This is a genomic window from Caulobacter sp. X, from assembly GCF_002742635.1.
In the GTDB taxonomy this organism is placed as follows: Bacteria; Pseudomonadota; Alphaproteobacteria; order Caulobacterales; family Caulobacteraceae; genus Caulobacter.
The window spans coordinates 2,315,225-2,339,413 of the sequence record NZ_PEGF01000001.1; the positions used below are offsets into that span (position 1 = coordinate 2,315,225).

Sequence of the window (24,189 nt, forward strand, 5' to 3'; positions counted from 1 at the left end):
TCGTCAATCTTGATCAATATAATCAATCTATATGGCCGATTGGATGGACGCGGATCAGGTTCTGGAACGGCTCGGCATCCGGCCGCAGACTCTTTACGCCTATGTCAGCCGGGGTCGGATCGAGGCGACGGCCCATCCGCAGGACCCCCGCCGCAGCCTCTATCGCGCCTCGGACGTCGCCGCCCTGGCCCAGAAGAAGGCGCGCGGTCGTCGCGCCGCCGATGTCGCCGCAGAGGCCATCGCCTGGGGCGAACCGGTGCTTCCGTCCGCGATCACGACGGTGGCCGGCGGACGCCTCTGGTATCGCGGCCGCGACGCCGTCCAACTCGCGGACCACGGCCTGACGCTGGAGAACGTCGCCCGCCTGCTGCGCCGAGGGCATGGCGTCGCCCTGAAAGCCGCGCGTCAGGCAGAGCCGTTGATGGGCGACACCGCGCGCCAGCGGCTCTTCATGACTCTGGCGACAAGGGCGGGCCGCGAACCTCCAGCCCGCGGTCGCGCGCCGCTGGCCTTGGCCATGGAGGCGGCCGATCTCCTGGAAGCGATCGTCGACGCCGCGACCGGCCAGGCCGGCGAAGGCGCGGCCCATCTGCGCTTCGCCGCCGCCTGGGGCCTAGACGCCGGGGGCGCTGGTCTCATCAGGCGCGCTCTTGTGCTGCTGGCCGATCACGAGCTGAACGCCTCGACCTTCGCGGCGCGGGTCGCGGCCTCGACCGGCGCCTCCCTGTCGGCGGCGTGCCTCGCAGGACTCTCGGCGCTCTCCGGACCGCTGCACGGCGGCATGGCCGCGCGGGTGGAGGCCTTTGTCGAGGAAGCCGAGCGTCGCGATCCCGCCCAGGCCGTGGCTGCGCGCCTGTCGCGCGGCGCGTTGATGCCCGGGTTCGACCATCCGCTCTATCCGGACGGCGATCCTCGCGCCGCGGCGCTGCTGGCGGCCTTCGAGCCCCCGCCCCTGCTGACCGAGCTTCGCGCCGCGACCGAAGCGGCCACCGGCCTGTCGCCCAACATCGACTTCGCCCTGGTCAGCCTAGCCCACGCTCTGAACCTGCCCGCCGATGCGCCGTTCATCCTGTTCGCCACGGCGCGAAGCGCCGGCTGGACCGCCCACGCGATCGAACAATTGCAGAGCGGCCGGCTGATCCGTCCTCGGGCGCGCTACATCGGCCCCGCGCCGGAAAGCTACTCGCCCCCTTCCTCGTCGTAACCGACTAGCCGCAGCGCCCGCGCCGGCAAGCCTTCCAGTTGGCACCAGCGCTCCAGCGCCTCCTCGCGGCCATGGGTGATCCAGACCTCGCCGGGGCGCAGCTCGGCCAGCGTGCCCGTCAGCTCGTCCCAGTCGGCGTGGTCGGAGAGGATCAGCGGCAGTTCGACGCCGCGCTGGCGGGCCCGGGCTCGCACCCGCATCCAGCCCGAGGCGAAGCAGTCGACCGGATCGGGGAAGCGGCGCGACCAGCGGTCGGCCACGGCGCTGGGCGGCGCAATGACGATCTGGCCCGCGAAGGCCTCCTTGGGTCCCGATGCGGTCGCCGGCGCCAGCGGCCCCAGCTCGACGCCATGCGCCTCGTAGAGCGCGTTGAGCCGCTCCAGAGCGCCATGAACGAAGATCGTCTTGTCCCAGCCCGCTTCACGCAGCAGCCGGATCACCCGCTGGGCCTTCCCCAGCGCATAGGCCCCGACGATGTGGCAACGCTCGGGGAACTGCTCGACCGAAGCCAAGAGGCTGCGGATTTCGCCGGCGTCATCGGGATGGCGGAAGACCGGCAGGCCGAAGGTCGCCTCGGTGATGAAGACATCGCAGGGCACGGGCTCGAAGCGCGCGCATGTCGGGTCGCGCCGGCGTTTGTAGTCGCCCGACACCACCATGGTCAGGCCTTTCCAGCGCACCACGGCCTGGGCCGAGCCCAGCACGTGGCCGGCCGGGACCAGGGTCACCTCGACGCCGTCACGGGCATAGGTTTGGCCGTAGGCGATCGCCTCGCGCCGACCTGCGAAATCCTCGCCGTAGCGGGCGGCCATGATCGCCAGGGTCTCGGGCGTGGCGACGGCGACGCCGTGGCCCGCGCGAGCGTGGTCCGAGTGGCCATGGGTGATCACCGCCCGGTCCACGGGACGGACCGGATCGATGTAGAAGTCCCCCGGCGGGCAGTACAGGCCTCCTGGCCGGGGACAGAGAAGATCTTCGGGCTTGATCACGACTGGATATGACAACGCATCAAGCGGTAAGCCTATCCCATCGAGGGAGACGGCATGAGCGACAATGAACAGAGCCGCCTGATCGCCACGGCGATGAACGAAGGCAGCCCCCAGGCCCGAGCTTTGGGCTTCTCGACGCTGGAGATCGGCGAGGCCACGGCCTTGTTGAAGGTCCCCTACCGTCCGGAGATCGTCGGCGATCCCGAGACGGGCGTGATCGCCGGCGGCGTGGTGACGACGCTCCTGGACCACGCCAGCGGCCAGGCCGTGCACGCCGCGTTGGAGGCCTGGACCTCGATCGCCACCCTGGACCTGCGCATCGACTACATGCGCCCCGCCGAGCCGGGGCTGGACATCCTGGCCCGCGCCCACTGCTACAAGCTGACCCGATCGGTCGCCTTCGTCCGCGCCGTCGCCTACGACCGCGATCCGGAGGATCCGGTGGCGACCGCCCAGGCGACCTTCATGCTCGACTCCAGCGCCGGCAAGAAGCCCGGCGCCAATCTCAAACCCTCGCGGTCCGGCCGCGCCCAGACCAAGGGAGCCGACCAATGAGCGACGCCGACAGCCGCCTGGTCTCGATGCTGGACTCCATCCCCTACGCCCGCTTCCTGGGCGTGCGCGCCGAGCTGGCCGGGGATGAGATGACCGCCATCCTGCCCTTCGCCCAGCACATCGTCGGCAATCCCATGCTGCCCGCCATCCACGGCGGCGTTCTGGGCGCCTTCATGGAGATGACGGCCCTGGCGCAGCTGTCGGCCGCCGCGCCGATGAGGCGCCAGCCGCGCACGATCGACGTCTCGATCGAGTATCTGCGCTCGGGACGCCCGCTGACCACCTACGCCCGCGCCAGCATCAAGAAGCTGGGCCGCCGGATCGCCAACGTCCATGTCGAGGCCTGGCAGGAGACCCGCTCGGCCCCGATCGCCACCCTGCGCGGCCTCTTTCTGGTCGCGCCCAGCGAGGAAAGCGCTTGAAGCTGTCCCGCAAGGGCGGAAAGGCGGTCGCCAAAGGTGATCTGCCGTCAAAGACCTGCTTGACCTGCGGCCGGCCGTTCACATGGCGAAAGAAGTGGGCGAAGGACTGGGAGACGGTGAAATATTGTTCCGATATGTGCCGATCACGTAAAATTACACCCATGTAATGCGAATTGAGCGCGATAACCTTCTTAAAATCGGCGTAATGAAGCAAAGGTAACGTGCAGTAACCAAGGGGCGGGCCTATATCCCTGATCACCGGACGCCAACGGGGCGGCCGGAGAAAAAAGGGATCAAGACCATGACCATGAAGACCACCGCCGTGTCCGGCCTCGCCTCGCTCGTTCTCGCGGTTCTGCCGCTCGTCATCATCGCCGGCTCGCTCGCCCAGAGCCTGTAAGTGATCGCCGCTTAGCCTCCGTCGGGCCGCTCACACGAGCCGCCTCGACGGAGATGGCGACCCAGAAGACTAACGAGAATACAGAGACTTGGCCGTCCGATGCAGGATGGCGTGGCGGCCCGCCAGACGATCGATATCCGCGTCGTAGCCGCCGCCGATAACCCCGACCACGGGGATCTCAAGAGACAGACAAGCGCCCAGGACAAGGGCCTCCCGTCGCGCCAGACCCTCGTCGGTCAGCGACAACCGGCCCAGCTTGTCGTCCGCGTGGGGATCGACCCCCGCATTGAAGAAGACGATATCCGGCCGGACGCTGGACAGAAGCGCCGGCACGATCTCCCCCAGTTTCGCCAGATAGGCCTCGTCGCCGGTTCCGTCGGCCAGCTCGATGTCGAGATCGCTCGCGGCCTTGCGGTGCGGGAAGTTCTTCTCGGCGTGCATCGAGACGGTGAAGACGCTGGGGTCGCCCTCGAAGATCCGCGCCGTGCCGTCGCCTTGGTGGACGTCGAGATCGACGACCAGCACCTGGCTGACCGCCCCCTCCGCCTGCAACCGCCGCGCGGCCACGGCCACATCGTTGAAGACGCAGAAGCCCGCCCCGCCCTCGGCCGAGGCGTGATGGCTGCCGCCGGCCGTATTGCAGGCGATCCCGTGCTCCAGAGCAAGGCGCGCCGCGAGCAGGGTGCCGCCGGTTGCGGCCCTCGCCCGCGTCGCGACGCTCTCGGTGTTGGGCATGCCGATCCGCCGCACCACGTCGGACGGCAGGGAGAGTTCGATCACGCCGCGGACGTAGTCCTCGGTGTGGGCCAGCCGCAAAGTCTCAATATCTGCAGGTTCGGGACGCGCGAAGCCGTCGGCCCCCGGAACGCCCTCGGCTTCCAGAACGCTGGCCAGGCGCGAGAACTTGTCCATCGGGAAGCGATGCCCGGCCGGCATTTCGGCGTGGAAGGCGGGGTGATGGACGATCGGCGGGCAGCGAGACATCGCGAGACGATGGGCGCCGCGACGGCCTGACGCAAGGAGACGACTTGCGGCGCGGCGCCGCTGCGCCTATCGCACTGCGCCATGCAGACGACCGAGAACCTCGCCGACATCCTCGACCTCGAACCGATCGAGGTGAACCTGTTCCGGGGGACCAGCCCCAACGACGGCTTCCCGCGCATCTTCGGCGGCCTGGTCATCGCCCAGGCGCTGTTGGCGGCCTACCGGACGGTGCCGGAACGCGTCTGCCACTCGCTGCACGCCTATTTCATCCGCCCCGGCGATGTGAACGCGCCTGTGCTCTACGACGTCGAGCGGGCCCGCGACGGCGGCACCTTCACGACGCGCCGCGTCGCCGCGATCCAGCATGGCGAGCAGATCTTCAACCTGGCGTGCTCTTTCCAGACGCCGGAAGAGGGCTTCGAGCACCAGTCGGAGATGCCCGACGCGCCCGATCCCGAGACCCTGATGACTGAGGTCGAGTTCCTGGAAAGCCTGGGAGATCAGATCCACCCGAAGATGCTGGCCCACGCCAGGAAGCCGCGCCCGGTCGACGTGCGTTGGGAGGATCCCCAGAACCCGGTCTCCCCGGTCCAGAAGTCGGGGACCAAGAACGTCTGGATGCGGGCCAAGGCCCCGCTGGGCGACGATATCAAGATGCAGCAGGCCGCCCTCGCCTACGCGTCGGACATGGCGTTCATGGAGAGCGCCCTGCGCCCGCACGGCTTGATCTGGACGACGCCGGGCCTGCAGGGCGCCAGCCTGGACCACGCCATGTGGTTCCACCACCCGTTCAACTTCAACGACTGGACCCTGTTCGCCCAGGACAGCCCCAGCGCCTCGCAAGGGCGCGGCCTGGTCCGCGGCCAGATGTTCAGCCAGGACGGCAAGCTCCTGGCCTCGGTGGCCCAGGAATGCCTGATGCGGGTGCGGAAGTAGGCCTTTAGACAGGCTCGATCTTCGCGACGCCGGCCGCCGCGAGGCCGCGCAGCAGCGAGGCCGCCTGCATGCCGACGGTGATCTCGCCGGCCAAGGCCATGCGGATCGCCTCCGCGAGCGGAACCCAGACGCTCTCGATCCGCTCGCTGGGCTCGTCCTGAGGCTCGGCGACCTTCACGACGTCGCGCGCCAGGATGATGTGGGTGCGGTTCGTATGGGTGCCAGCGTTGGGGCGGGTCTCGCCCACCAACGTTAACGCGCCCGCGCAGCCCGCCTCCTCCAGCAGTTCGCGCCGGCCCGCCTCGACGGGATCGGTCTCGCCCGGATCCATGCCACCCGCGGGCAGCTCGATGGAGATGTCGCCCAGGGCGTGGCGGTATTGCTTGACCAGCAGGACGTTGTTGTCGGCGTCCAGCGCGACCACTTCGACCCAGTCGGGATATTCCAGGATGTAATAGGGCGCGATCACCGCGCCCTCGTCGGTGACGCAGTCGTCGGCGCGGACGCTGATCCAGCGGTCCTTGTGAATCTGGCGCGAGGCGGTGACCCGCCATTTTCCGTCCGAGGTCACCAGGCGCTCCTTCTAGTCCTCTTCGGAAGGACCTTCTTGCTCGCCCACCAGGGCGGGGGGATCGGCCAGGATCAGGCCTTCGCCGATCTTGACCTCGGGGACAGCGGCCCGCGTGAACGGCAGGTACCAGGTCGGGCCGCCCAGGTCCGGGGTGATCTCGAGGATGTCGCCGGCGCCGAAGTTCTGGACGCTCTTGACGCGGCCCAGCAGGACGTCGGTCTGGATATGGCGGACCGCCAGGCCCACCAGGTCGGTCAGGTAGAACTCGTCCTCGTCAGGCTCGGGCAGGGCCGAGCGCGGGACATAGAGACGAAGGCCGCGCAAGGCGTCGGCGGCTTCCTTGGTCTCGATCCCGGGACAGCGGCAGACGACGCCGTCCTTGGTCTTGCGGGCCGAGGCGATGGTCAGGGCCGGCGAGCCGTCCTGGCGCTTCAGGCTCTTGAAGGCCGCGATGCTCATCGGGTCTTCGGTATAGGTCGAGATCCGCACCTCGCCGCGCACGCCAAAGCCGCCGGCCACGCGGCCGACCAGGATCAGCGGATCATCGTTCGAGGCGGCCATCGCGCAGACAGAGTCGCGCCGCCGACCCACAAGGATCGGCGGCGCGGGAACCCTTAGCCTTCGGTGGTTTCTTCAGCGGCCGGGGCTTCGGCGGCTTCGGCGGCCGGAGCCTCTTCAGCCGGAGCTTCTTCCACGGCCGGAGCAGCGGCCGCGGCGGCGGCGGCTTCAGCGGCGGCGGCCTTCTCGGCTTCAGCGGCGGCCTTGGCGTCGGCTTCGGCTTGCTTGCGGTCTTCTTCGCGCTGAGCGCGCTCGGCCGAACGCTCTTGAGCCTTCTTGCCCGGAGCGCCCTTTTGCGGGTTGTTGCCGGCGGTCCAGGTGGTCAGGCCCTGGGCGGCCAGGAAGCGGGCGACGCGGTCGGTCGGCTGGGCGCCCTTCTTGAGCCACTCCTGAATCGACTCGACCTTCAGGGTGACGCGGTTGGCGTCGTCCTTCTTGAGGAGCGGGTTGTAGGTGCCGACCTTCTCGATGAAGCGGCCATCGCGCGGCGAGTGGCTGTCAGCGACGACGATCGAGTAGTACGGACGCTTCTTGGCGCCGCCACGGGCGAGACGGATCTTCAGCATTTCGGTAGTCCTTGGTCTAAAGTTCTATTTCTTGAACGGGTTGAAGCCGGGCAGGCCCAGGCCGGAGAGAGGATTGGGCTTGGCGTCGCCGCCACTCCCGAGACCCGGCAGGCCGGGCAGCCCCGAGAGGCCTTGGCCCCCCGCTGCATTGGGGTCGGGCTGGGGCATCTTTCCCCCGCCCAAATTCTTGAGACGCGCCATGTCGCCGCCGCCCATCATCTGGGCCATGCGGGCCAGACCCTTGCCGCCGTCCTTGGACATGGCCTTGAACATGTCGGCCATCTGGCGGTGCTGCTTGAGCAAGCGGTTGACCTCGGCCACGTCGACCCCGGCGCCGGCCGCGATGCGGCGCTTGCGCGAGGCGGCCAGGATGTCGGGCTTCTTGCGCTCTTCCTTGGTCATCGAGCTGATGATCGCCTGCTGGCGACGGAAGATGCTGTCGTCGATCCCGCTCTCGGAGATCTGCTTCTTGACCTTCTGGACGCCGGGCAGGAGGCCCATGATGCCTTCCATGCCGCCCAGCTTCTGCATCTGCTTCAGCTGCGCCGAGAGGTCATCGAGGTCGAACTTGCCCTTGGCCAGCTTCTTGGCCATGCGCTCGGCCTCGGCGTGGTCGAGGTCGGCCGCGGCCTTCTCGACCAGGGCCACGACGTCGCCCTGGCCCAGGATGCGGCCGGCGACGCGGCGGGCGTCGAACACGTCCAGCTGGTCGATCTTCTCGCCGGCGCCGAGGAACTTGATCGGCAGGCCGGTGACGTGGCGCATCGACAGCGCCGCGCCGCCGCGGCCGTCGCCGTCGGCGCGGGTCAGGATCAGGCCGGTCAGCGGCAGGCGCTCGTGGAACGCCTTGGCGGTGCGCACGGCGTCCTGACCGGTCAGGCTGTCGGCGACCAGGATGGTCTCGGACGGATTGGCGATCCGGGCGACCTCGGCCGCCTCGCTCATCATCGCCTCGTCCAGCGTGGTGCGGCCGGCGGTGTCGAGGATCAGGACGTCATAGCCGCCCAGCTTGGCGGCGGTGACGGCGCGCTTGGCGATGTCGACGGCGCTCTGGCCCGGCACGATCGGCAGGCTCTCGACGCCGACCTGGGTCGCCAGCAGGGCCAGCTGCTCCATGGCGGCGGGGCGGCGGGTGTCGAGCGAGGCGACCAGCACCTTCTTACGCTCGGACTTGGACAGGCGCAGGGCCAGCTTGCCCGTGGTCGTCGTCTTGCCCGAGCCCTGCAGACCAGCCATCAGGATGACGCTGGGCGGGTTCAGCGCCAGGTTCAGGCCGGTCGGAACGTCGCCGCCCAGCATGTCCACCAGGCCGTCATAGACGATCTTGACCACCTGGTCGGCCGGCTTGACCGAGCGGATGACCGCCTCGCCCGACGCCAGATCCTTGGCCTTGCTGATGAAGTCCTTGACGACCGGCAGGGCGACGTCGGCCTCAAGCAGGGCGACGCGGACCTCGCGCAGCGCCTCGTCGATGTCCTTCTCGGACAGCACGCCGCGACCGCCGAGGCGTTCAAAGACGCCGGAAAGTCGCTCTGTAAGGCCGTCGAACATGTCGAACCCTGGTTGAAAACTCGGCTCCAAACGCGATCAGCTCCCGTGGACGATCACGTCGACGGGGGTCCTCGCCGTCCTCGTCCGGATGGATCCTGGGCTACCAGGCCGGGGTCGTGACGGTGGAGGCGCTGCTGATAAAGCGCCGGAAGCCGGGGCTTATGCACGGAAAGGGTGGAAGAGTCCAGCAGGCGGGCGGTTACGCCGTCCCCAGGAAGTCGCGCTTGCCGATCTCGACCCCGTTGTGGCGCAGGATCGCGTAGGCGGTGGCGAGGTGGAAGTAGAAGTTCGGGATCGCCTGGCCTTGCAGATAGGCAATGGCGTTGACGACGTGGGTCTCGCCCCGACGGGTCAGCGTGACCTCGCGGGCCTCAGCGCCTTCAAAGGCGGCGGGGTCCAGATCTTCGACGAAGGCGATGGCGCGCTCGACGCGGGCGATCAGTTCGGCGAACGAGGTCTCGACGTCGTCCCAGGCCGGGACCTCGGCCTGGGCCAGGCGCGCCGCGCCGCCCTTGGCGAAATCGGTGGCGATCTGCACCTGGCGGATCAACGGGAACATGTCGGGATAGAGCCGCGCCCTCAGCAGCGCCTCGGGGTCCAGGCCCTTGGCCTCGACATGAGCGGCGGCCTTGGTCAGCACGCCTTTCAGCCCCTTCAGGCCCTGGATGAACACGGGAACGCTGGCCTGGTGGATCGAGATCGACATCGAAAGCTCCGCTTGGACGATGCGCCTAGATAGGAAGCGGCTATGACGACCGAAAGCGGAACGGTCGGCGGAAGCTGTGGGTTCTAGGGGCTCGAAGCCCGCAACCGACGAGGTCCCGCCATGAAAGTCAGCGACGCCATGACCAGCCAGGTCTCGGTCGCCCGCCCCACCGACACGATCCGCCAGGTCGCCGAGACCATGGCCAAGGTCGACAGCGGCGTCGTGCCGGTCGTCGACGACGGCAAGGTCGTCGGCCTGGTCACCGACCGCGACATCGTCCTGCGCGTGGTCGCCGAGGGTCGCAGCTTCGACAGCCCCGTCTCCGAGGCCATGTCCGACGGTGAGGTGCTCAGCGTGAAGGAAGACGACATCCTGGCCGACGCCACCGCCAAGATGGCCAATCACCAAGTCCGCCGCCTAGTCGTGCTGAACGACGCCGGCGCGCTCAGCGGCATTCTCTCGCTGGGCGACGTGGCCAAGGACTATGGCGCCAAGCAGGTCGGCAAGACGCTGGAGGAAATCTCCCAGGAGCCGGGCGACGCGGCGCACTAGGAACGAAAAAGGGCGGCCCCGCGAGGAGCCGCCCTTTGTCGTTCTAGGATCGAAAGTCGCTTAGACCAGCGAGCTGTCGATCGCCTTGCAGGCTTCCATCAGGCCCTTCACCGACTCGACGGACTTGGCGAACATGGCCTTCTCGTCGTCGTTGGTTTCGAACTCGACGATCTTCTCGGCGCCGCCGGCGCCGATGACCACCGGAACGCCGACATAGAGGTCCTTCAGGCCGTACTGGCCGGTCAGGTAGGTGGCGCACGGCAGGACGCGCTTCTTGTCCTTCAGGTACGAGGTGGCCATGGCGATGGCGCTCTCGGCCGGGGCGTAGAAGGCCGAGCCGGTCTTCAGCAGGGCGACGATCTCGCCGCCGCCCTTGCGGGTGCGCTCGACGATGGCGTCCAGCTTTTCCTGGGTCAGCCAGCCTTGCTTGACCAATTCCGGCAGAGGCAGGCCGCCGACGGTCGAGTGACGGACCATCGGGACCATGTCGTCGCCGTGGCCGCCCAGGGTCCAGGCGTGGATGTCTTCCACCGAGACGCCGGTGGCTTCGGCCAGGAAGTAGGCGAAGCGGGCCGAGTCGAGGACGCCGGCCATGCCGATGACCTTTTCCTTCGGCAGGCCCGAGAACTGCTGCAGGGCCCAGACCATCGCGTCGAGCGGGTTGGTGATGCAGATGACGAAGGCGTTCGGGGCGTGAGCCTTGATGCCCTCGCCGACGGCCTTCATGACCTTCAGGTTGATGCCGAGCAGGTCATCGCGGCTCATGCCCGGCTTGCGCGGCACGCCGGCGGTCACGATGCAGACGTCGGCGCCGGCGATGTCGGCGTAGTCGTTGGCGCCCTTCAGGGCGACGTCCTTGCCGAACACGGCCGAGGCTTCGGCGATGTCCAGCGCCTTACCCTGCGGGGTGCCTTCGGCGATGTCGAACAGGATCACGTCGCCCAGCTCTTCGCGAGCGGCGATGTGGGCCAGGGTGCCGCCGATCATGCCGGCGCCGATAAGGGCGATCTTCGCGCGAGCCATGGGGTCTCCATCAAGGCTGTGGACAGTGAAATGTCGCGCGCGGTCTAGACCTGTCGCGGCCCGGCCTCAAGCCCCCTTTCCCGTTTCGCTGCACTGCGGCAAAGATGCGTGAACAATGATAAGCAGCGCAGGGGATGAAAGCCGTGGCGACCAAGACCGATCCGGGCAACTTCTTCGAGGACTTCAGGCTGGGCCAGCGACTGGTCCACGCCACGCCGAGGACGGTCACGGCGGGGGACGTGGCGCTTTATACGGCCCTCTACGGTCCTCGCTTTTCGCTGTTCTCGTCCGATGAGTTCGCGAAGGCGTGCGGCCTTATGTCCGCCCCGGTCGATCCGCTGATCGCCTTCCACGTCGTGTTCGGCAAGACCGTGCCGGACATCAGCCTGAACGCCGTCGCCAACCTGGGCTATGCCGAGGGTCGGTTCCTGGCCCCGGTGTTCCCGGGCGACACCCTGACCGCCGTCTCAGACGTCATCGGGCTGAAGGAGAATTCCAACCGCAAGACCGGCGTCGTCTATGTCCGCACGACGGGGACCAATCAGCGCGGCGAGGCGGTGCTGAGCTATGTGCGCTGGGTCATGGTCCGCAAGCGCGACGAGGCCGCCGAGATCGCCGAGCAGGCCACGCCGACCCTGTCGTCCGCCGTCGCCCCCGCCGACCTTGTCCTGCCGCCGGGCCTCGATTTCTCCGGCTATGACTGGGCGCTGGCCGGCGCGCCGCACGCTTTCGAGGACTATGAGATCGGCGAGAAGATCGACCATGTCGACGGCATGGCGGTCGAGGAGGCCGAGCACCAGATGGCCACCCGCCTCTGGCAGAACACGGCCAAGGTCCATTTCAACCAGTTCGAGCGGTCCAAGGACCCGTCCGGCCGACGCCTGGTCTATGGCGGGGTGGTGATCTCGACGGCCAAGGCGCTGTCGTTCAACGGCCTGCAGAACGCCGGCCTGATCCTGGCGATCAACGGCGGCCGCCACGTCGCCCCGTTCTTCGCCGGCGGCACGGTGTTCGCCTGGAGCGAGGTGCTGGACAAGGCCGATCTGGGATCCGCCGGCGCCCTGCGGCTGCGGCTGGTGGCGACCAAGGACGCGCCCTGCGCGGAATTCCCGGACAAGGGCGGCGAAGGGGTCTACGATTCCAGCGTGGTCCTCGACTTCGATTACTGGGCGGCGGTTCCCAAGCGTGGCTGACTTTGTTCTTGATCCGGCGTTCGTGGCGACCTCGCACCTGGTCGCCGATCTTCCCCTGTGCGAGGTCCGACTGCAGGACGACGTCCGCTATCCGTGGCTGGTCCTGATCCCGCGCCAGGCGGGCCGGACCGAGATCGAGCAGCTAGACGTCGGCCATCGGCTGCAGCTGATGGAGGAGATCGTCCTGGCCGGAGCCGCCGTCCGGGCGATCGGCGCGGCGCTCGGCCTGGACGTCGACAAGCTGAATGTCGGCGCCCTGGGCAATGTCACGGCCCAGCTGCACGTCCATGTCGTCGGTCGACGGCGGGATGATCCGGCCTGGCCGGGTCCCGTCTGGGGCCACAGCCCAGCCATGCCGTACGGCCAGGATGCGCTGGAAGCCGCGATCACGGCGGCCGAGGAAGTCCTCGAGAACTAGCGCTTCTTCTTGCGCGACGAGACCTTCTTGCCCTTGGCCTTGGTGGCCTTGCTCTTTTTGACCGCCGGCGCCTTGGCCTTGCGGGCGGCCGCCGCGCACTTGGCCTTGGCGGCCTTCAGCGCCTTGCCCTTCTTGCCTTTCGTCGAGCAGACGGCCGCCTTGGCGGGCGCCGCGCCGGCCGGCCAGACATAGGGCCGCGCGCCCCGCGCCTCGTAGCCGGGCGGCGCCTCGGGCAGCAGGTGCTCGGCGGCCACAATCCGCGTCACGCCCTCCTCGACCAGCTGGCCCGACCAGCGGCCGTCCGCGTCGGGACGCAGGGTCAGGGTGGAGGGCTGGCCGCCTTCGTGGGCCAAAAATCGCGCCGAAAGGCCATCGCCCTCACGCTGTAGGTCATCGATCAGGCCGGTCGAGCCCGGCGCCCCCGTCCGGCGCAGGTCGCGCCAGGCCCCCTCCAGCGGCGCGGCGCCGCCGGCCTTGTCGACGATCTGCAGGGCGTAGAGCGGCGTCCCGTCCGGACCGTTCACGCGCCACTGGCCGTCCAGCGGGCCTTGCAGGTTCTGGGCGGCGGCGATCGAGCCGCGCACCCGCAGCTCGTAGACCTGAGCCGCGGGGGAGGCCTCGCCCGGAGCGGGGATCGGCAGGATGTTCGGCTTGCGGCGCGGCGCGGGCCTGGCGACCGTTTCAGCCTGGTCCTCGTCCATGTCCTGGCCGGACTGCGAGATCAGGTCGCCCAAAGGGTCCAGCGCCTGGGGAACCTCGGCCGCGGCCGGCGCGGGCGAAGCGGGCGGGGTCGTCGCCGGGCTCTGCTGGGCCAGCGCGGGACTGGCGACCAGGACGACGGAGAAGACGATAGCCCGCATTCGCAACCTTCTGATGACCCGCCCGACTACCCTTTGGCGGCGATCGCCTCGGCCACCGCCACCAGCCGCTCGGCCTGCGCCAGATGCAGACGTTCGGCCATCTTGCCGTCCACCCGCAAGGCGCCTTTGCCAGAATTTTCCGGCGCGTTGAAGGCGGCGATCACCGCGCGGCTCCAGGCGATGTCCTCGGGCGAGGGCGAAAAGACCCGGTTGCAGATCTCCAGATGCTTGGGGTGGATCAGGGTCTTGCCGTCGAAACCGAAGTCGACGCCCTGCACGCAGACCGCCTCCAGCGCCTCGAGATCCTCGATGTCGTTGTGGACGCCGTCCAGGATCGCCAGGCCGTGCGCCCGCGCCGCCGCCACCGACAGGGTCAGCAGCGGCAGAAACGGCGCGCGGTCGGGCGTCTGACGGGCCCGCATCTCCTTGGCGAAGTCATTGACGCCCATCACCCAGGCCGAAAGGCGCGTGCCGTGCGAGGCCTCGGCCATCTCCCATAGATGGAAGGCCGCCTTGGCGGTCTCGATCATGGTCCACAGGCGCGTGGCCGGCGGAGCGGCGTGCAGGCGCTGGTCGTAGAGGCGCACGTCGCCGGCGTCATTGACCTTGGGAACGAGCACCGCGTCGGGGCCAGCCTCGGCCGCGGCGGCCAGGTCCTCGGCTCCCCAAGGGGTGTCGAGGCCGTTGACCCGGATCACGACCTCGCGATCGCCAAAGCCCCCTGCCCGCACCGCCGCCACGGCCGCCTCGCGCGCCGCCGGCTTGGACTCCGGGGCGACCGCGTCCTCCAGGTCCAGGATGATCACGTCGGCGGGCAGGGTGCGGGCCTTCTCGACCGCCTTGGCGTTGGAGGCGGGCATGTAGAGGGCGCTGCGGCGCGGACGGCTCGGCAAGTCGATGGTCATGGTGCTCCCCGGATCGGTTTTCTGTGTTGGCCGCAGCTTAGCATTGCTGCGCCGCAGCAAAAGCCTTCCGCTTGGGGTAGGCGGCGGAATACGGTCTTGGCGCCTCCCGCATTGGGGATAGGATCGGACCATGACCATGCGGTACGACAAGAACGCCAAGAACGTGCTGGGCGGCGAACTCGTCCCCTGCTCCCTGAACCCGGTGACCGGCTTTTATCGCAACGGCTGCTGCGAAACCGGGCCGCACGACCTGGGCCTGCACACCGTCTGCGCGGTGATGACCGACGAGTTCCTGGCCTTTTCGAAGTCGCGCGGCAACGACCTCTCGACGCCCCGCCCCGACCTGGCCTTCCCGGGCCTGAAGGCCGGCGACCGCTGGTGCCTGTGCGCCGGCCGCTGGACCGAGGCCCTCGAAGCCGGCATGGCGCCCCAGGTGGTGCTGGAAGCGACCCACGAAGAGATGCTGGCCGTCGCGCCGCTGGGCGTGCTGAAGGATCACGCCGCCGCCTGACACGGCGTCTCGGCTTCACGCGATCGCTCGCTGAAGGTGCTGGGGGAGGCGACGGAGCGGCCGGGCGAACCTGGAGACCGTGAGTGTGATTTGCGTTTCGGCTCGGACGACCGCTCCGTCAGGCTGTTCTTGCCCGTAAGGATGGGGGGCGTGAGCGTGTTTCAGCTCGGGACCCCACTAGCCCCCGGACGGGCGCGGACCAACTGGAGCGGCTACATCCGTGTCCAGCCCGACGATCCGCGATAGGCGGCTTGTACGATCACCGCCCTGTCGCTCCGCTCTTGGCCTTGATCCCGAACCGCCCCGTCACCCGCGCGCGCTCCTGAAGAGTAAGCCGCGCGGCCCGCCGAGCCGGACGGGGACCGAAAAGCGGCCCCGCTCAACCTATCCCCATCGCCGCGACTCCTTGCGAGAGACCGGTCTGCGAGCAGACCGTTGGGCCGGATCCAAGCGCCCTCCCCCGCGACGGGGACGGCTTTGATTGTGCGCGCGGTTTCAACGCGGATGATCCAGCGGCGTGTAAAAGTGAGAAGGGATTGATTTTGCTCACTTCGATTCCGGATATGCCGAGCATACAGGCGCTCCAATCCCCGTACTTGCCCCCTCCGCGCTGACGCGCTCCTCCCCCGGAGGGGGAAGAAGGCAGGGCGTCCTTCTGCCCCCTCCGGGGGCGGACGACCACGCAAAGCGTGGGGGCCCTCGGCGGCGGCAAGCGCCCCAGAACAGCGGAAAACAGACACGGAATAGTTCGTGAAATTGTCTTCCACCCCTTATAGGAGTTCGGCTTCCGAGCCTTGTCCAAACTCTACCAGGTGACTTGATGCACGACCGCGCCGGCCTTCGCGCTCTTCCGGAAGATCTTGTCGATCTCGACGCCCTGATCGGCGCCTATTACGAGATCAAGCCGGACATCTCGAGCCCGGCGCAGAAGGTCGTGTTCGGCACTTCGGGCCACCGTGGCTCAAGTCTGGACGGCGCCTTCAACGAAGCCCACATCCTGGCGGTCACCCAGGCGATCGTCGAATACCGCGCCGCCCAGGGCGTGACCGGCCCGCTGTTCGTCGGCCGCGACACTCACGGCCTGTCCGAGCCCGCTTGGCGCTCGGTGCTGGAAGTGCTGGCGGGCAACGGCGTCGAGACCCTGGTCGACTCCCGCGACGGCTTCACCCCGACCCCGGCGGTGTCGCACGCCATCCTGACCCACAATCGTCAGGGCGGAGCGCAAGCCGACGGCCTGCTGCTGACGCCGTCGCACAATCCGCCGCGCGATGGCGGCATCAAGTACAACCCGCCCTCCGGCGGTCCGGCCGGTTCGGACGCCACTTCGGCCATCGCCGCCCGCGCCAATGAGCTCCTCGCCCAGGGCCTGTCGGGCGTGAAGCGCGTCCCGTTCGAGACCGCCCGCAAGACCGTCGGCGACTACGACTTCCTGGGCCGCTATGTCGACGACCTGCCGGCGGTGATCGACATCGCCGCCATCCGCGCGGCCAAGGTGCGGATCGGCACCGACCCGCTGGGCGGCGCGGCCGTCGCCTATTGGGGCGCGATCGCCGAGCGCCACGGCCTGGACCTGACCGTGGTCAACGACGCCGTCGACCCGCGCTGGGCGTTCATGCCGCTCGATACCGACGGCAAGATCCGCATGGACTGCTCGTCGGCCTCGGCGATGGCCAATCTGATCGGGATCATGAAGGGCGGCGCGGCCTATGATGTGGCCACCGGCAATGACGCCGACGCAGACCGCCATGGGATCGTCACCCCCGACGGCGGGCTGATGAACCCCAACCACTATCTGGCCGCGGCGATCTCGTACCTGTTCAGCCATCGTCCCGGCTGGGCCGCGGACACGGCGGTCGGCAAGACCCTGGTCTCGTCCTCGATGATCGACCGCGTGGTCGCCGGCCTCGGCCGCCGCCTGCTCGAAGTGCCCGTCGGCTTCAAATATTTCGTGCCGGGCCTCTTGGACGGCTCGGTCGGCTTCGGCGGCGAGGAGTCGGCCGGCGCCGCCTTCCTGCGCCACGACGGCGGGGTGTGGACCACCGACAAGGACGGCATCCAGCTGGCCTTGCTGGCCGCCGAGATCCAGGCGGTGACGGGCCAGAGCGCCAGCCAGCTCTACGCCGGCCTGACTGAACAATATGGGGCGCCGGCCTACGCCCGCGTCGACGCCCCGGCCAGCCGCGAGGAGAAGGCGCGCCTGTCCAAGCTCAGCCCCAGCGACGTCTCGGCCAAGACCCTGGCCGGCGAGGCGATCACCGACATCCTCACCGCCGCCCCCGGCAACGGCGAGGCGATCGGCGGCCTGAAGGTCTGCACGAAGAACGCCTGGTTCGCCGCCCGGCCGTCCGGCACCGAGGACGTTTACAAGGTCTATGCGGAGTCGTTCCTGGGTCCGGATCACCTGAAGCAGGTGCAGGCCGAGGCGCGCGAGGTGGTGGCGGGCGCGCTGGCGGGGTAGCCCTCCGCCTTCGCACGGTTTATACGCCGCGCCATGTTTGAAGGCCTCTCCCCCCTCGCCCGTGACGCCCGCTCCTGGCCCTTCGAGCAGGCGCGCGCCACGATCGCCCGCGTCCTGCGCGTGCGCCTCCCCGACCGCGCCGACCAGGAGGCCGCCAAGGCCCTGATCGACGCCGGCAAGACCGACGAGGCGGTGAAAGCCTATCCGGCCCTGGCCAAGGCCGTGATCTTCGAGACGGGCTACGGGCCGTCGGGCCTGCCGCATCTGGGCACGTTCGGCGAGGTCGCGCGCACCACGATGGTGCGCAGCGCCTTCCGCGCCCTGACCGACGAAGCCATCCCGACGCGCCTGATCGCCTTCAGCGACGACATGGACGGCCTGCGCAAGGTTCCCGAGAACATCGAGAACAAGCAGCCGCTGATCGAGGACCTGGGCAAGCCGCTCACCGTGGTCCGCGACCCCTTCGGCACCCACGACAGCTTCGGCGCCCACAACAACGCCCGCTTGCGCGCGTTCCTGGACGGCTTCGGTTTCGAGTACGAGTTCGTCAGCTCGACCGCCTGCTACAAGGGCGGAATGTTCGACGCGACCCTGCTGACGGCCCTGGAGCGCTTCGACGCGATCCAGAAGGTCATGCTGCCGACCCTGGGCGAGGAGCGCCGCGCGACCTATTCGCCGTTCCTGCCGATCAGCCCGACCACCGGCCGCGTGCTGCAGGTCCCGACCCTGGAGCGCAATGTCGAGAAGGGCACGATCGTCTTCCAGGACGAGGACGGCCGCAATGTCGAGGTCCCGGTCACCGGCGGCCACGTGAAGATGCAGTGGAAGCCCGACTGGGCCATGCGCTGGACCGCGCTGGGCGTCGACTACGAGATGTCGGGCAAGGACCTGATCGACTCGGTCAAGGCCTCGGGCGCGATCTGCAAGGCGCTGGGCGGGGTTCCGCCGGAGGGCTTCAACTACGAGCTCTTCCTGGACGAGAACAACCAGAAGATCTCCAAGTCCAAGGGCAACGGCCTCTCGATGGAGGACTGGCTGCGGTACGGCGCGCCCGAGAGCCTGTCGTACTACATGTTCCAGAGCCCCAAGTCGGCCAAGAAGCTCTATTTCGACGTCATCCCCAAGGCGACGGACGAGTACCTGCAGCAGCTGGACGCCTATCCGCGCCAGGAGCCGGCCAAGCAGCTGGACAACCCCGTCTGGCACATCCACACGGGCCGCCCGCCGCAGCACGGCTCGCCGGTGTCGTTCAGCCTGATGCTGAACCTGGTCTCGGCCGCCGACGCCTCGACCAAGGAGATCCTCTGGGGCTTCCTGTCGCGCTACATCCCGGGCGCGACGCCGGAAAGCCAGCCGCTGCTGGATCGTCTGGCCGGCTATGCGATCAACTACTACGAGGACTTCGTGAAGCCCTCGAAGGTGTTCCGCGCGCCCAGCGCCCAGGAACGCGTGGCCATGCTGGACCTCCTGGCCAAGTTGAAGGCCATGCCGGCCGGAACCCAGGATGCCGAGCTGATCCAGAACGAGGTGTTCGAGGTGGGCAAGACGCACGGCTTCGACCCGCTGCGCGCCTGGTTCCAGGCCCTCTACGAGGTGCTGCTGGGCCAGAGCCAGGGTCCCCGCTTCGGTTCGTTCGCGGCCATCTTCGGCGTCGATCGCACGGTGGCGCTGATCGAGGAGAAGCTGGGCTGAGTATCGGTGCGACGAAACCGCCCAGCGACACCTTGCCTGGCAGATGAACGAAGACTGAATTCGGTATTAAGGGTCTGACCACTTTTGTGAGTCTAAGGTCCGATCTTCAGGACCAGGACAGTCTTCAAGGTCAGACCAATGGCTTCGTTCACCCTCCGCCCCACCGATCGACAGAAGTTCGATTCTCTGCTCGGCGGCATCGTTCAGCAGTTCCCCGACGCCCACGTCGAGGCCGCGCACAACGACACCTGGCAGTCGTATCGCGTCGACGTGTCGTGCGCCGATCCGGCCGCCGGCCCCCTGATCGCCTGGCTGCTCGACACCCACGGCGACTGCCCGCGCACGTAAAGTCTTCTAGGCCGGCTACTGGCTGGCCCAGACGATCCGCGCGATCCAGGCGACCTCGTCCCGCGACAGCAGGCGGTCGCCCTCGCGCCCGAGCGCCGAAAACTCGATCGTCCTGGCCGTGACCCGGCCCAGCTCCCGCACCAGAACCTCGCCCGCATGGGTCCGCGCCACCACGCGGTCGCCCTTGCGCGGCTCGAGCGTGGGCGAGACCAGGAGGCGGTCGCCGTCGCGATAGACCGGCGTCAGGGCGTCACCCGACACCTCCAGCGCGAACAGGCCCTCGCCGAGATCCGGCGCGGCGACTTCGTCCCAGCCCGCCCCCACGGGCATGCCCGCCGCGTCGAAGAAGCCCTCCTGCCCGGCCTGGGCCAGGCCGATCAGCGGCGCGCCCCGCCTTGCGCTCGCGCCGCCGGACTGTTCGGTCAGGGCCGCGAACTCCGAGAAATTGACCCCCGTCGCTTCCAGCAGCTTGGCCAGGCTCTCGGTCGAGGGCCAGCGCGCCCGGCCGTCGGCCTCGGTCGAGCCGCGCTTGGAGCGGTTGAAGCTGGTGGGATCCAGGCCCGCCATCCGGGCCATGGCTGACGGCGTCATGTCGAAGCGCTCGGCCAGGGCGTCGATGGCCCGCCAGATTTCGCCGTGAGAGAGGGTCGCCATCCGGCGTCTCCTTTGACGATCGTGGCCTTCGAGACGGGAAAATACGCCCGCCGGCCTAGGAAAGTAAACCTATGGCGACAGCATAGATTGACGTTTACGTAAGCGTTGACGCTGCCCCGGGATCGGGTTTAGGGTGATCGACGATAACCAAGCGGCCCGGCCGCAGTAGCCAGGCCCTCTTCACCGGGAGGTTTAAACCATGGCCGACCTGCGTCGCCCCGAGCGGACATTCACGATCCGCCAGCTCTGCAACGAATTCAAAGCCACGCCGCGCGCTTTGCGCTTCTACGAGGACAAGGGCCTGCTGAGCCCCGCGCGCGAAGGGCTGAACCGCGTCTATTCGCACAAGGACCGCGTCCGCCTGCAGCTGATCCTGCGCGGCAAGCGCGTGGGCCTGTCGCTGTCGGAAATCCGCGAGCTGCTGGACCTCTATGACGAGAACGACCAGGGCGCGGCCCAGATGGCCCGCTCGCTGAAGAAGTTCCGCGAACGCGCCACGGCGCTGGAGCAGCAGCGCGACGACATCGACAACGCTCTGGTCGAGCTGCGCGAGGCGTGCGACCGCCTCGAACGCCGCCTCGCCGAGATCCGCCCCGACCTGCTGCCGCGCGCGGCCGACTACGAGCAGGTGCTGCGCGCCCGCCTCGACGGTCACGCCGAGGCCATGCTGGGCAAGTAAGACCCTGGCGTCGCTCTCGGGCGGCGCCGCATCCCTTTCCTTCTCCGTTCCTCCCAGGACCGTTTCATGACCTACCAGCCGCCCGTTCGCGATCACGCTTTCATTCTGCGCGACGTGCTCAATATCGATCAGCATGGCGACCTGCCCGGCTTCTCCGACGCGCCCTTCGACGTCGTCGAGCAGATCCTGGACGCCGCCGCCCAGTTCACGGGCGAGGTCCTGGCGCCGCTGAACACGGTCGGCGACAAGAACGGCTGCCACCTGGATCCGGCCACCAACACCGTCACCACCCCGCCCGGCTTCAAGGACGCCTACAAGCAACTGTGCGAAGGCGGCTGGACCGGCTTGGGCTCGGATCCCGCCTATGGCGGCCAGGGCCTGCCGCACGTCGTGAACCTGGCCTTCAGCGAGATGTCGAGCTCGGCCAACATGGCGTTCTCGATGTATCCGGGCCTGGCCCACGGCGCCTATTCGGCGATTCATACCGGCGGCACCGACGAGCAGAAGCAGACCTACCTGCCCAAGATGGTGACCGGCGAATGGACCGGCACCATGAACCTGACCGAGCCGCACTGCGGCACGGACCTCGGTCTGCTGCGCACCAAGGCCGTCCCGCAGGCCGACGGCACCTATCGCATCACCGGCCAGAAGATCTGGATCTCGGCCGGCGAACACGACATGTCGGACAACATCATCCATCTGGTGCTGGCCCGCATCGAGGGCGCCCCGGCCGGCGTGAAGGGCATCAGCCTGTTCATCGTGCCGAAGTTCTTCCCCAAGGCCGACGGCTCGGTCGGCGAGCGCAACCAGGGCGTCAAGTGCGTCGGCCTGGAAGAGAAGATGGGCATCCACGGCAACGCCACCTGCGTGATGCAGTATGACGACGCCGTCGGCTACCTGATCGGCGAGGAGAACGCCGGCCTCAAGATCATGTTCGTCATGATGAACGAGGCCCGCCTGGGCGTCGGCATGCAAGGCGTGGCCCAGGGCGAGGCCGCCTACCAGGCCGCCGTCGCCTTCGCCAAGGACCGCCTGCAAGGCCGCTCGCTGACCGGCCCGAAAAACGCCGACGGCCCCGCCGATCCCATCATCGTCCACCCGGACGTCCGCCGCATGCTGCTGGAGAGCAAGGCCCTGATCGAAGGCGGCCGCGCCTTCCTGTTCTGGACCGCCCTGCACGGCGACCTCTCGCACGTCCATCCGGACGAGAAGGTCCGCGAGAAGTCGGCCGACTACATGGGCCTGATGACGCCGGTGCTGAAGGGCTACCTGACCGACAAGGGCTTCCAGGTCTGCTCGAACGCGGTGCAGGTGCACGGCGGCAGCGGCTTCACCGAGCACTTCCCGGTCAGCCAGTTCATGCGCGACTGCCGCATCGCCCTGATCTACGAGGGCACCAACGGCGTGCAGGCCCTGGACCTGGTCGGCCGCAAGCTGGCGGCCAAGGGCGGCCGCGCGGTGATGACCTTCTTCCAGGAGATCGACCAGTTCATCGGCGAGAATGACGCCGACGAGTCCATCAAGCCGTTCATCGAGGCCCTGGCCGGCGTGAAGGCCCAGCTGCAGGACGGCACGATGTGGCTGATGCAGAACGGCCTGCAGAACCCCGACAACGCCGGCGCGGCCTCGACCGACTACATGCACCTCTTTGGCCTGACGGGCCTGGCGTACATGTGGGCGCTGATGGCCAAGGCCGCCCAGGCCAAGATCGCCGCCGGCTCGTCGGACCCGTTCTATTCGACCAAGCTGACGACCGGCCGATATTTCATCGAACGCATCTTGCCTGACGCTGCGTCGCATCTGGCCAAGCTGAAGACCGGTTCGGCGACCCTGATGGCGCTGCCCGCGGAGGCTTTCTGATCATGAGCGTGCTCAACGTTGAAAAGCCGGCCTTCATGGCCGAGGAAGACATCGCGATCTTCGAGGACGCGGTCGGCAAATTCTTCGACGAGCACGCCCCTGAAGAGACCGTCGCCAAGTGGCGCAAGAACCATTGCGTCGACCGCGACATGTGGACCAAGGCGGGAGAGGCGGGCTTGCTCGGCCTCTCCACGCCCGAGCAATACGGCGGCGCCGGCGGCGACTACCGGCACGAGGTCGTGCTGATGGAGCAGCTGGGCAAGAAGGGCGTCGACGGCTTCGGCGCCAGCCTGCACAACGCCATCGTCATGCCGTACATCTTCCATTACGGCACCGAGGAGCAGAAGCGGCGCTGGCTGCCGCGCATGGCGACCGGCGAGCTGGTCTCGGCCATCGCCATGACCGAGCCGGGCGCGGGCTCCGACCTGCAAGGCATCAAGACCACCGCCAAGAAGGTCGGCAACCAGTACGTCATCAATGGCTCCAAGACCTTCATCACCAACGGCCAGACCGCCAACCTGATCTGCGTGGTCGCCAAGACCGATCCCGCCGGCGGCGCGCGCGGCACGTCCTTGATCTTCGTCGAGACCGACGGCGCGGAAGGCTTCGAACGCGGCCGCAACCTCGACAAGCTGGGGCAGGAAGCCCAGGACACCTCGGAGCTGTTCTTCAACGACGTGAAGGTGCCGACCGAGAACCTGCTGGGGACCGACGAGGGCCAGGGCTTCTTCCAGCTGATGAGCCAGCTCCCGCAGGAGCGCCTGAACATCGCCGTGCAGGGCATGGCGACCATCGAACGGGCGCTGGAGCTGACCATCGCCTACGTCAAGGACCGCAAGGCGTTCGGCAAGGCGATCCTCGACTTCCAGAACACCCAGTTCGTCCTGGCCGAGTGCAAGACCGAGGCGACCGTCGCCAAGGTCTTCGTCAACCACTGCATCGGCCAGCACCTGGAAGGCAAGCTGGACGCCGCCACCGCCTCGATGGCCAAGTACTGGGTCAGCGACCTGGAGAACAAGATCGTCGACCGCTGCCTGCAGCTGTTCGGAGGCTACGGCTTCATGAACGAATACCCGATCGCGCGCATGTACAAGGACAGCCGCATCCAGCGCATCTACGGCGGCACCAACGAGATCATGAAACTGCTGATCGCGAGGACCCTGTGATCACGCTGCCGCTGATCGCGCTGCTGGCGGGCCCAGCCGCCGCGCCCCCCGCGAACGACGCCCGCTCGGCCGTCGTCTGCGTGCGCGCCGTGCAAAGCCCTCGGCCGCTCACCTTTTCCGGCGCCCTGGTCGGCAAGACGCCGCAGCCGGGCGCCTTCAAGCTGCCGCTGCAGCCGGCGGGCCAGGACATCTGCCAGACCCTGCTGCGCTCCAAGATCGCCGAGTGGAAGCTGGAGGTGACCACCTCGGGCTTCACCGCGTGCGAGCTGCCGCCGCCCGAGTTCGGATCGCGCCTCTACTACCGCGCCAAGGTCTCGGCGCGCGGCCTCAAGTGCGAGCCGATCGGCAAGTACCCGATCGGGAACTGGAAACAATAACGACGCCTGGCCCCGCGGGGCCGGCGCGCCGCCAAAAGACACGAACAACGC

At 68.2% G+C, this 24,189-nt stretch carries 28 protein-coding genes; 17 read left to right on the top strand and 11 right to left on the bottom strand.

Features of this window, described 5'->3' with window-relative positions:
• Positions 1-31: 31 nt before the first annotated feature.
• Positions 32-1,204 carry a citrate/2-methylcitrate synthase gene (locus CSW60_RS10710; RefSeq protein ID WP_099537221.1) on the top strand — a complete coding sequence of 391 codons (1,173 nt, stop codon included), beginning with the start codon at positions 32-34 and terminating at the stop codon, positions 1,202-1,204.
• On the opposite strand, the gene CSW60_RS10715 is transcribed toward CSW60_RS10710, so the two are convergent.
• Positions 1,180-2,208: a ligase-associated DNA damage response exonuclease gene (locus CSW60_RS10715; RefSeq protein ID WP_099537222.1), complete on the bottom strand. Its 1,029-nt coding sequence runs from the start codon at positions 2,206-2,208 to the stop codon at positions 1,180-1,182. The two genes, CSW60_RS10710 and CSW60_RS10715, sit on opposite strands and share 25 nt — an antisense overlap.
• 39 nt (positions 2,209-2,247) lie before the next feature.
• Between CSW60_RS10715 and CSW60_RS10720 the strand changes: the two genes are divergently transcribed.
• From CSW60_RS10720 to CSW60_RS10735, 4 genes are all read left to right on the top strand, one after another.
• Positions 2,248-2,748 carry a PaaI family thioesterase gene (locus tag CSW60_RS10720; protein ID WP_099537223.1) on the top strand — a complete coding sequence of 167 codons (501 nt, stop codon included), beginning with the start codon at positions 2,248-2,250 and terminating at the stop codon, positions 2,746-2,748.
• Positions 2,745-3,170, top strand: a complete 426-nt coding sequence (locus CSW60_RS10725) for a PaaI family thioesterase (protein ID WP_099537224.1) — start codon at positions 2,745-2,747, stop codon at positions 3,168-3,170. Before CSW60_RS10720 ends, CSW60_RS10725 begins: the two co-directional genes overlap by 4 nt.
• On the top strand, positions 3,167-3,337 hold the full coding sequence (locus CSW60_RS24240) for a DUF2256 domain-containing protein (protein ID WP_099537225.1): 171 nt from the start codon (positions 3,167-3,169) through the stop codon (positions 3,335-3,337). Before CSW60_RS10725 ends, CSW60_RS24240 begins: the two co-directional genes overlap by 4 nt.
• Positions 3,338-3,471: 134 nt before the next feature.
• Entirely contained in the window at positions 3,472-3,570 is a 99-nt protein-coding gene (locus CSW60_RS10735; RefSeq protein WP_099537226.1) for a hypothetical protein, read from the top strand.
• Positions 3,571-3,639: 69 nt separating this feature from the next.
• Here CSW60_RS10735 and CSW60_RS10740 read toward each other — a convergent pair whose 3' ends face one another.
• The gene (locus tag CSW60_RS10740; RefSeq protein ID WP_099537227.1) at positions 3,640-4,554 is read right to left on the bottom strand and encodes a histone deacetylase; all 915 of its coding nucleotides are present in this window, start codon (positions 4,552-4,554) and stop codon (positions 3,640-3,642) included.
• A gap of 81 nt (positions 4,555-4,635) precedes the next feature.
• Between CSW60_RS10740 and CSW60_RS10745 the strand changes: the two genes are divergently transcribed.
• Entirely contained in the window at positions 4,636-5,490 is an 855-nt protein-coding gene (locus CSW60_RS10745; RefSeq protein WP_099537228.1) for an acyl-CoA thioesterase II, read from the top strand.
• Positions 5,491-5,494: 4 nt separating this feature from the next.
• Here the strand turns inward: CSW60_RS10745 and CSW60_RS10750 are convergent, their stop codons facing one another.
• From CSW60_RS10750 to CSW60_RS10770, 5 genes are all read right to left on the bottom strand, one after another.
• The gene (locus CSW60_RS10750; RefSeq protein ID WP_099537229.1) at positions 5,495-6,061 is read right to left on the bottom strand and encodes an NUDIX hydrolase; all 567 of its coding nucleotides are present in this window, start codon (positions 6,059-6,061) and stop codon (positions 5,495-5,497) included.
• Between the two features lie 12 nt (positions 6,062-6,073).
• Positions 6,074-6,622, bottom strand: a complete 549-nt coding sequence (rimM, locus tag CSW60_RS10755; protein ID WP_099537230.1) for a ribosome maturation factor RimM — start codon at positions 6,620-6,622, stop codon at positions 6,074-6,076.
• A gap of 53 nt (positions 6,623-6,675) precedes the next feature.
• Positions 6,676-7,185, bottom strand: coding sequence for a 30S ribosomal protein S16 (gene rpsP, locus CSW60_RS10760; RefSeq protein ID WP_099537231.1), 510 nt, complete (start codon positions 7,183-7,185; stop codon positions 6,676-6,678).
• Between the two features lie 24 nt (positions 7,186-7,209).
• On the bottom strand, positions 7,210-8,736 hold the full coding sequence (gene ffh, locus CSW60_RS10765) for a signal recognition particle protein (protein ID WP_099537232.1): 1,527 nt from the start codon (positions 8,734-8,736) through the stop codon (positions 7,210-7,212).
• Between the two features lie 199 nt (positions 8,737-8,935).
• Positions 8,936-9,442 carry a DUF1993 family protein gene (locus CSW60_RS10770; RefSeq protein ID WP_099537233.1) on the bottom strand — a complete coding sequence of 169 codons (507 nt, stop codon included), beginning with the start codon at positions 9,440-9,442 and terminating at the stop codon, positions 8,936-8,938.
• 120 nt (positions 9,443-9,562) lie between these two features.
• Here CSW60_RS10770 and CSW60_RS10775 point away from each other — a divergent pair, with 120 nt between their 5' ends.
• The gene (locus CSW60_RS10775; RefSeq protein ID WP_099537234.1) at positions 9,563-9,994 is read left to right on the top strand and encodes a CBS domain-containing protein; all 432 of its coding nucleotides are present in this window, start codon (positions 9,563-9,565) and stop codon (positions 9,992-9,994) included.
• Between the two features lie 60 nt (positions 9,995-10,054).
• Here the strand turns inward: CSW60_RS10775 and mdh are convergent, their stop codons facing one another.
• Positions 10,055-11,017, bottom strand: a complete 963-nt coding sequence (mdh, locus tag CSW60_RS10780) for a malate dehydrogenase (RefSeq protein ID WP_099537235.1) — start codon at positions 11,015-11,017, stop codon at positions 10,055-10,057.
• 134 nt (positions 11,018-11,151) lie between these two features.
• Here mdh and CSW60_RS10785 point away from each other — a divergent pair, with 134 nt between their 5' ends.
• Together CSW60_RS10785 and CSW60_RS10790 are read left to right on the top strand one after the other, a co-directional pair.
• Entirely contained in the window at positions 11,152-12,210 is a 1,059-nt protein-coding gene (locus CSW60_RS10785; protein ID WP_099537236.1) for a MaoC family dehydratase, read from the top strand.
• The gene (locus tag CSW60_RS10790; protein ID WP_099537237.1) at positions 12,203-12,628 is read left to right on the top strand and encodes an HIT domain-containing protein; all 426 of its coding nucleotides are present in this window, start codon (positions 12,203-12,205) and stop codon (positions 12,626-12,628) included. The genes CSW60_RS10785 and CSW60_RS10790 overlap by 8 nt, the downstream gene beginning before the upstream one ends.
• Here the strand turns inward: CSW60_RS10790 and CSW60_RS10795 are convergent.
• Together CSW60_RS10795 and CSW60_RS10800 are read right to left on the bottom strand one after the other, a co-directional pair.
• Positions 12,625-13,488 (bottom strand): hypothetical protein, encoded by an 864-nt coding sequence (locus CSW60_RS10795; RefSeq protein ID WP_099537238.1) that lies wholly within the window; start codon positions 13,486-13,488, stop codon positions 12,625-12,627. The two genes, CSW60_RS10790 and CSW60_RS10795, sit on opposite strands and share 4 nt — an antisense overlap.
• Before the next feature lie 26 nt (positions 13,489-13,514).
• Complete coding sequence (locus tag CSW60_RS10800) at positions 13,515-14,393, bottom strand: CoA ester lyase (protein WP_099537239.1); 879 nt, start codon at positions 14,391-14,393, stop codon at positions 13,515-13,517.
• Between the two features lie 130 nt (positions 14,394-14,523).
• Between CSW60_RS10800 and CSW60_RS10805 the strand changes: the two genes are divergently transcribed.
• The 4 genes from CSW60_RS10805 (at position 14,524) to CSW60_RS10825 (ending at position 19,402) form a co-directional block, all read left to right on the top strand.
• Complete coding sequence (locus tag CSW60_RS10805) at positions 14,524-14,904, top strand: DUF2237 family protein (protein WP_099537240.1); 381 nt, start codon at positions 14,524-14,526, stop codon at positions 14,902-14,904.
• Between the two features lie 817 nt (positions 14,905-15,721).
• A complete protein-coding gene (pgm, locus tag CSW60_RS10815) occupies positions 15,722-17,362 on the top strand; it encodes a phosphoglucomutase (alpha-D-glucose-1,6-bisphosphate-dependent) (protein WP_201723011.1) in 1,641 nt (546 codons plus the stop codon).
• Between the two features lie 33 nt (positions 17,363-17,395).
• A complete protein-coding gene (locus tag CSW60_RS10820) occupies positions 17,396-19,054 on the top strand; it encodes a lysine--tRNA ligase (protein WP_099537242.1) in 1,659 nt (552 codons plus the stop codon).
• A 138-nt stretch (positions 19,055-19,192) separates the two neighbouring features.
• Entirely contained in the window at positions 19,193-19,402 is a 210-nt protein-coding gene (locus CSW60_RS10825; RefSeq protein WP_099537243.1) for a hypothetical protein, read from the top strand.
• Positions 19,403-19,417: 15 nt separating this feature from the next.
• Here CSW60_RS10825 and CSW60_RS10835 read toward each other — a convergent pair whose 3' ends face one another.
• Positions 19,418-20,056 carry a helix-turn-helix transcriptional regulator gene (locus tag CSW60_RS10835; RefSeq protein ID WP_099537244.1) on the bottom strand — a complete coding sequence of 213 codons (639 nt, stop codon included), beginning with the start codon at positions 20,054-20,056 and terminating at the stop codon, positions 19,418-19,420.
• 199 nt (positions 20,057-20,255) lie between these two features.
• Here CSW60_RS10835 and CSW60_RS10840 point away from each other — a divergent pair, with 199 nt between their 5' ends.
• From CSW60_RS10840 to CSW60_RS10855, 4 genes are all read left to right on the top strand, one after another.
• Positions 20,256-20,735, top strand: a complete 480-nt coding sequence (locus tag CSW60_RS10840; protein WP_066687615.1) for a MerR family DNA-binding transcriptional regulator — start codon at positions 20,256-20,258, stop codon at positions 20,733-20,735.
• Positions 20,736-20,801: 66 nt separating this feature from the next.
• On the top strand, positions 20,802-22,595 hold the full coding sequence (locus CSW60_RS10845; RefSeq protein ID WP_099537245.1) for an acyl-CoA dehydrogenase C-terminal domain-containing protein: 1,794 nt from the start codon (positions 20,802-20,804) through the stop codon (positions 22,593-22,595).
• 2 nt (positions 22,596-22,597) lie between these two features.
• Complete coding sequence (locus CSW60_RS10850; RefSeq protein ID WP_099537246.1) at positions 22,598-23,761, top strand: acyl-CoA dehydrogenase family protein; 1,164 nt, start codon at positions 22,598-22,600, stop codon at positions 23,759-23,761.
• Positions 23,758-24,138: a hypothetical protein gene (locus CSW60_RS10855; RefSeq protein WP_099537247.1), complete on the top strand. Its 381-nt coding sequence runs from the start codon at positions 23,758-23,760 to the stop codon at positions 24,136-24,138. The genes CSW60_RS10850 and CSW60_RS10855 overlap by 4 nt, the downstream gene beginning before the upstream one ends.
• Positions 24,139-24,189 lie beyond the last annotated feature (51 nt).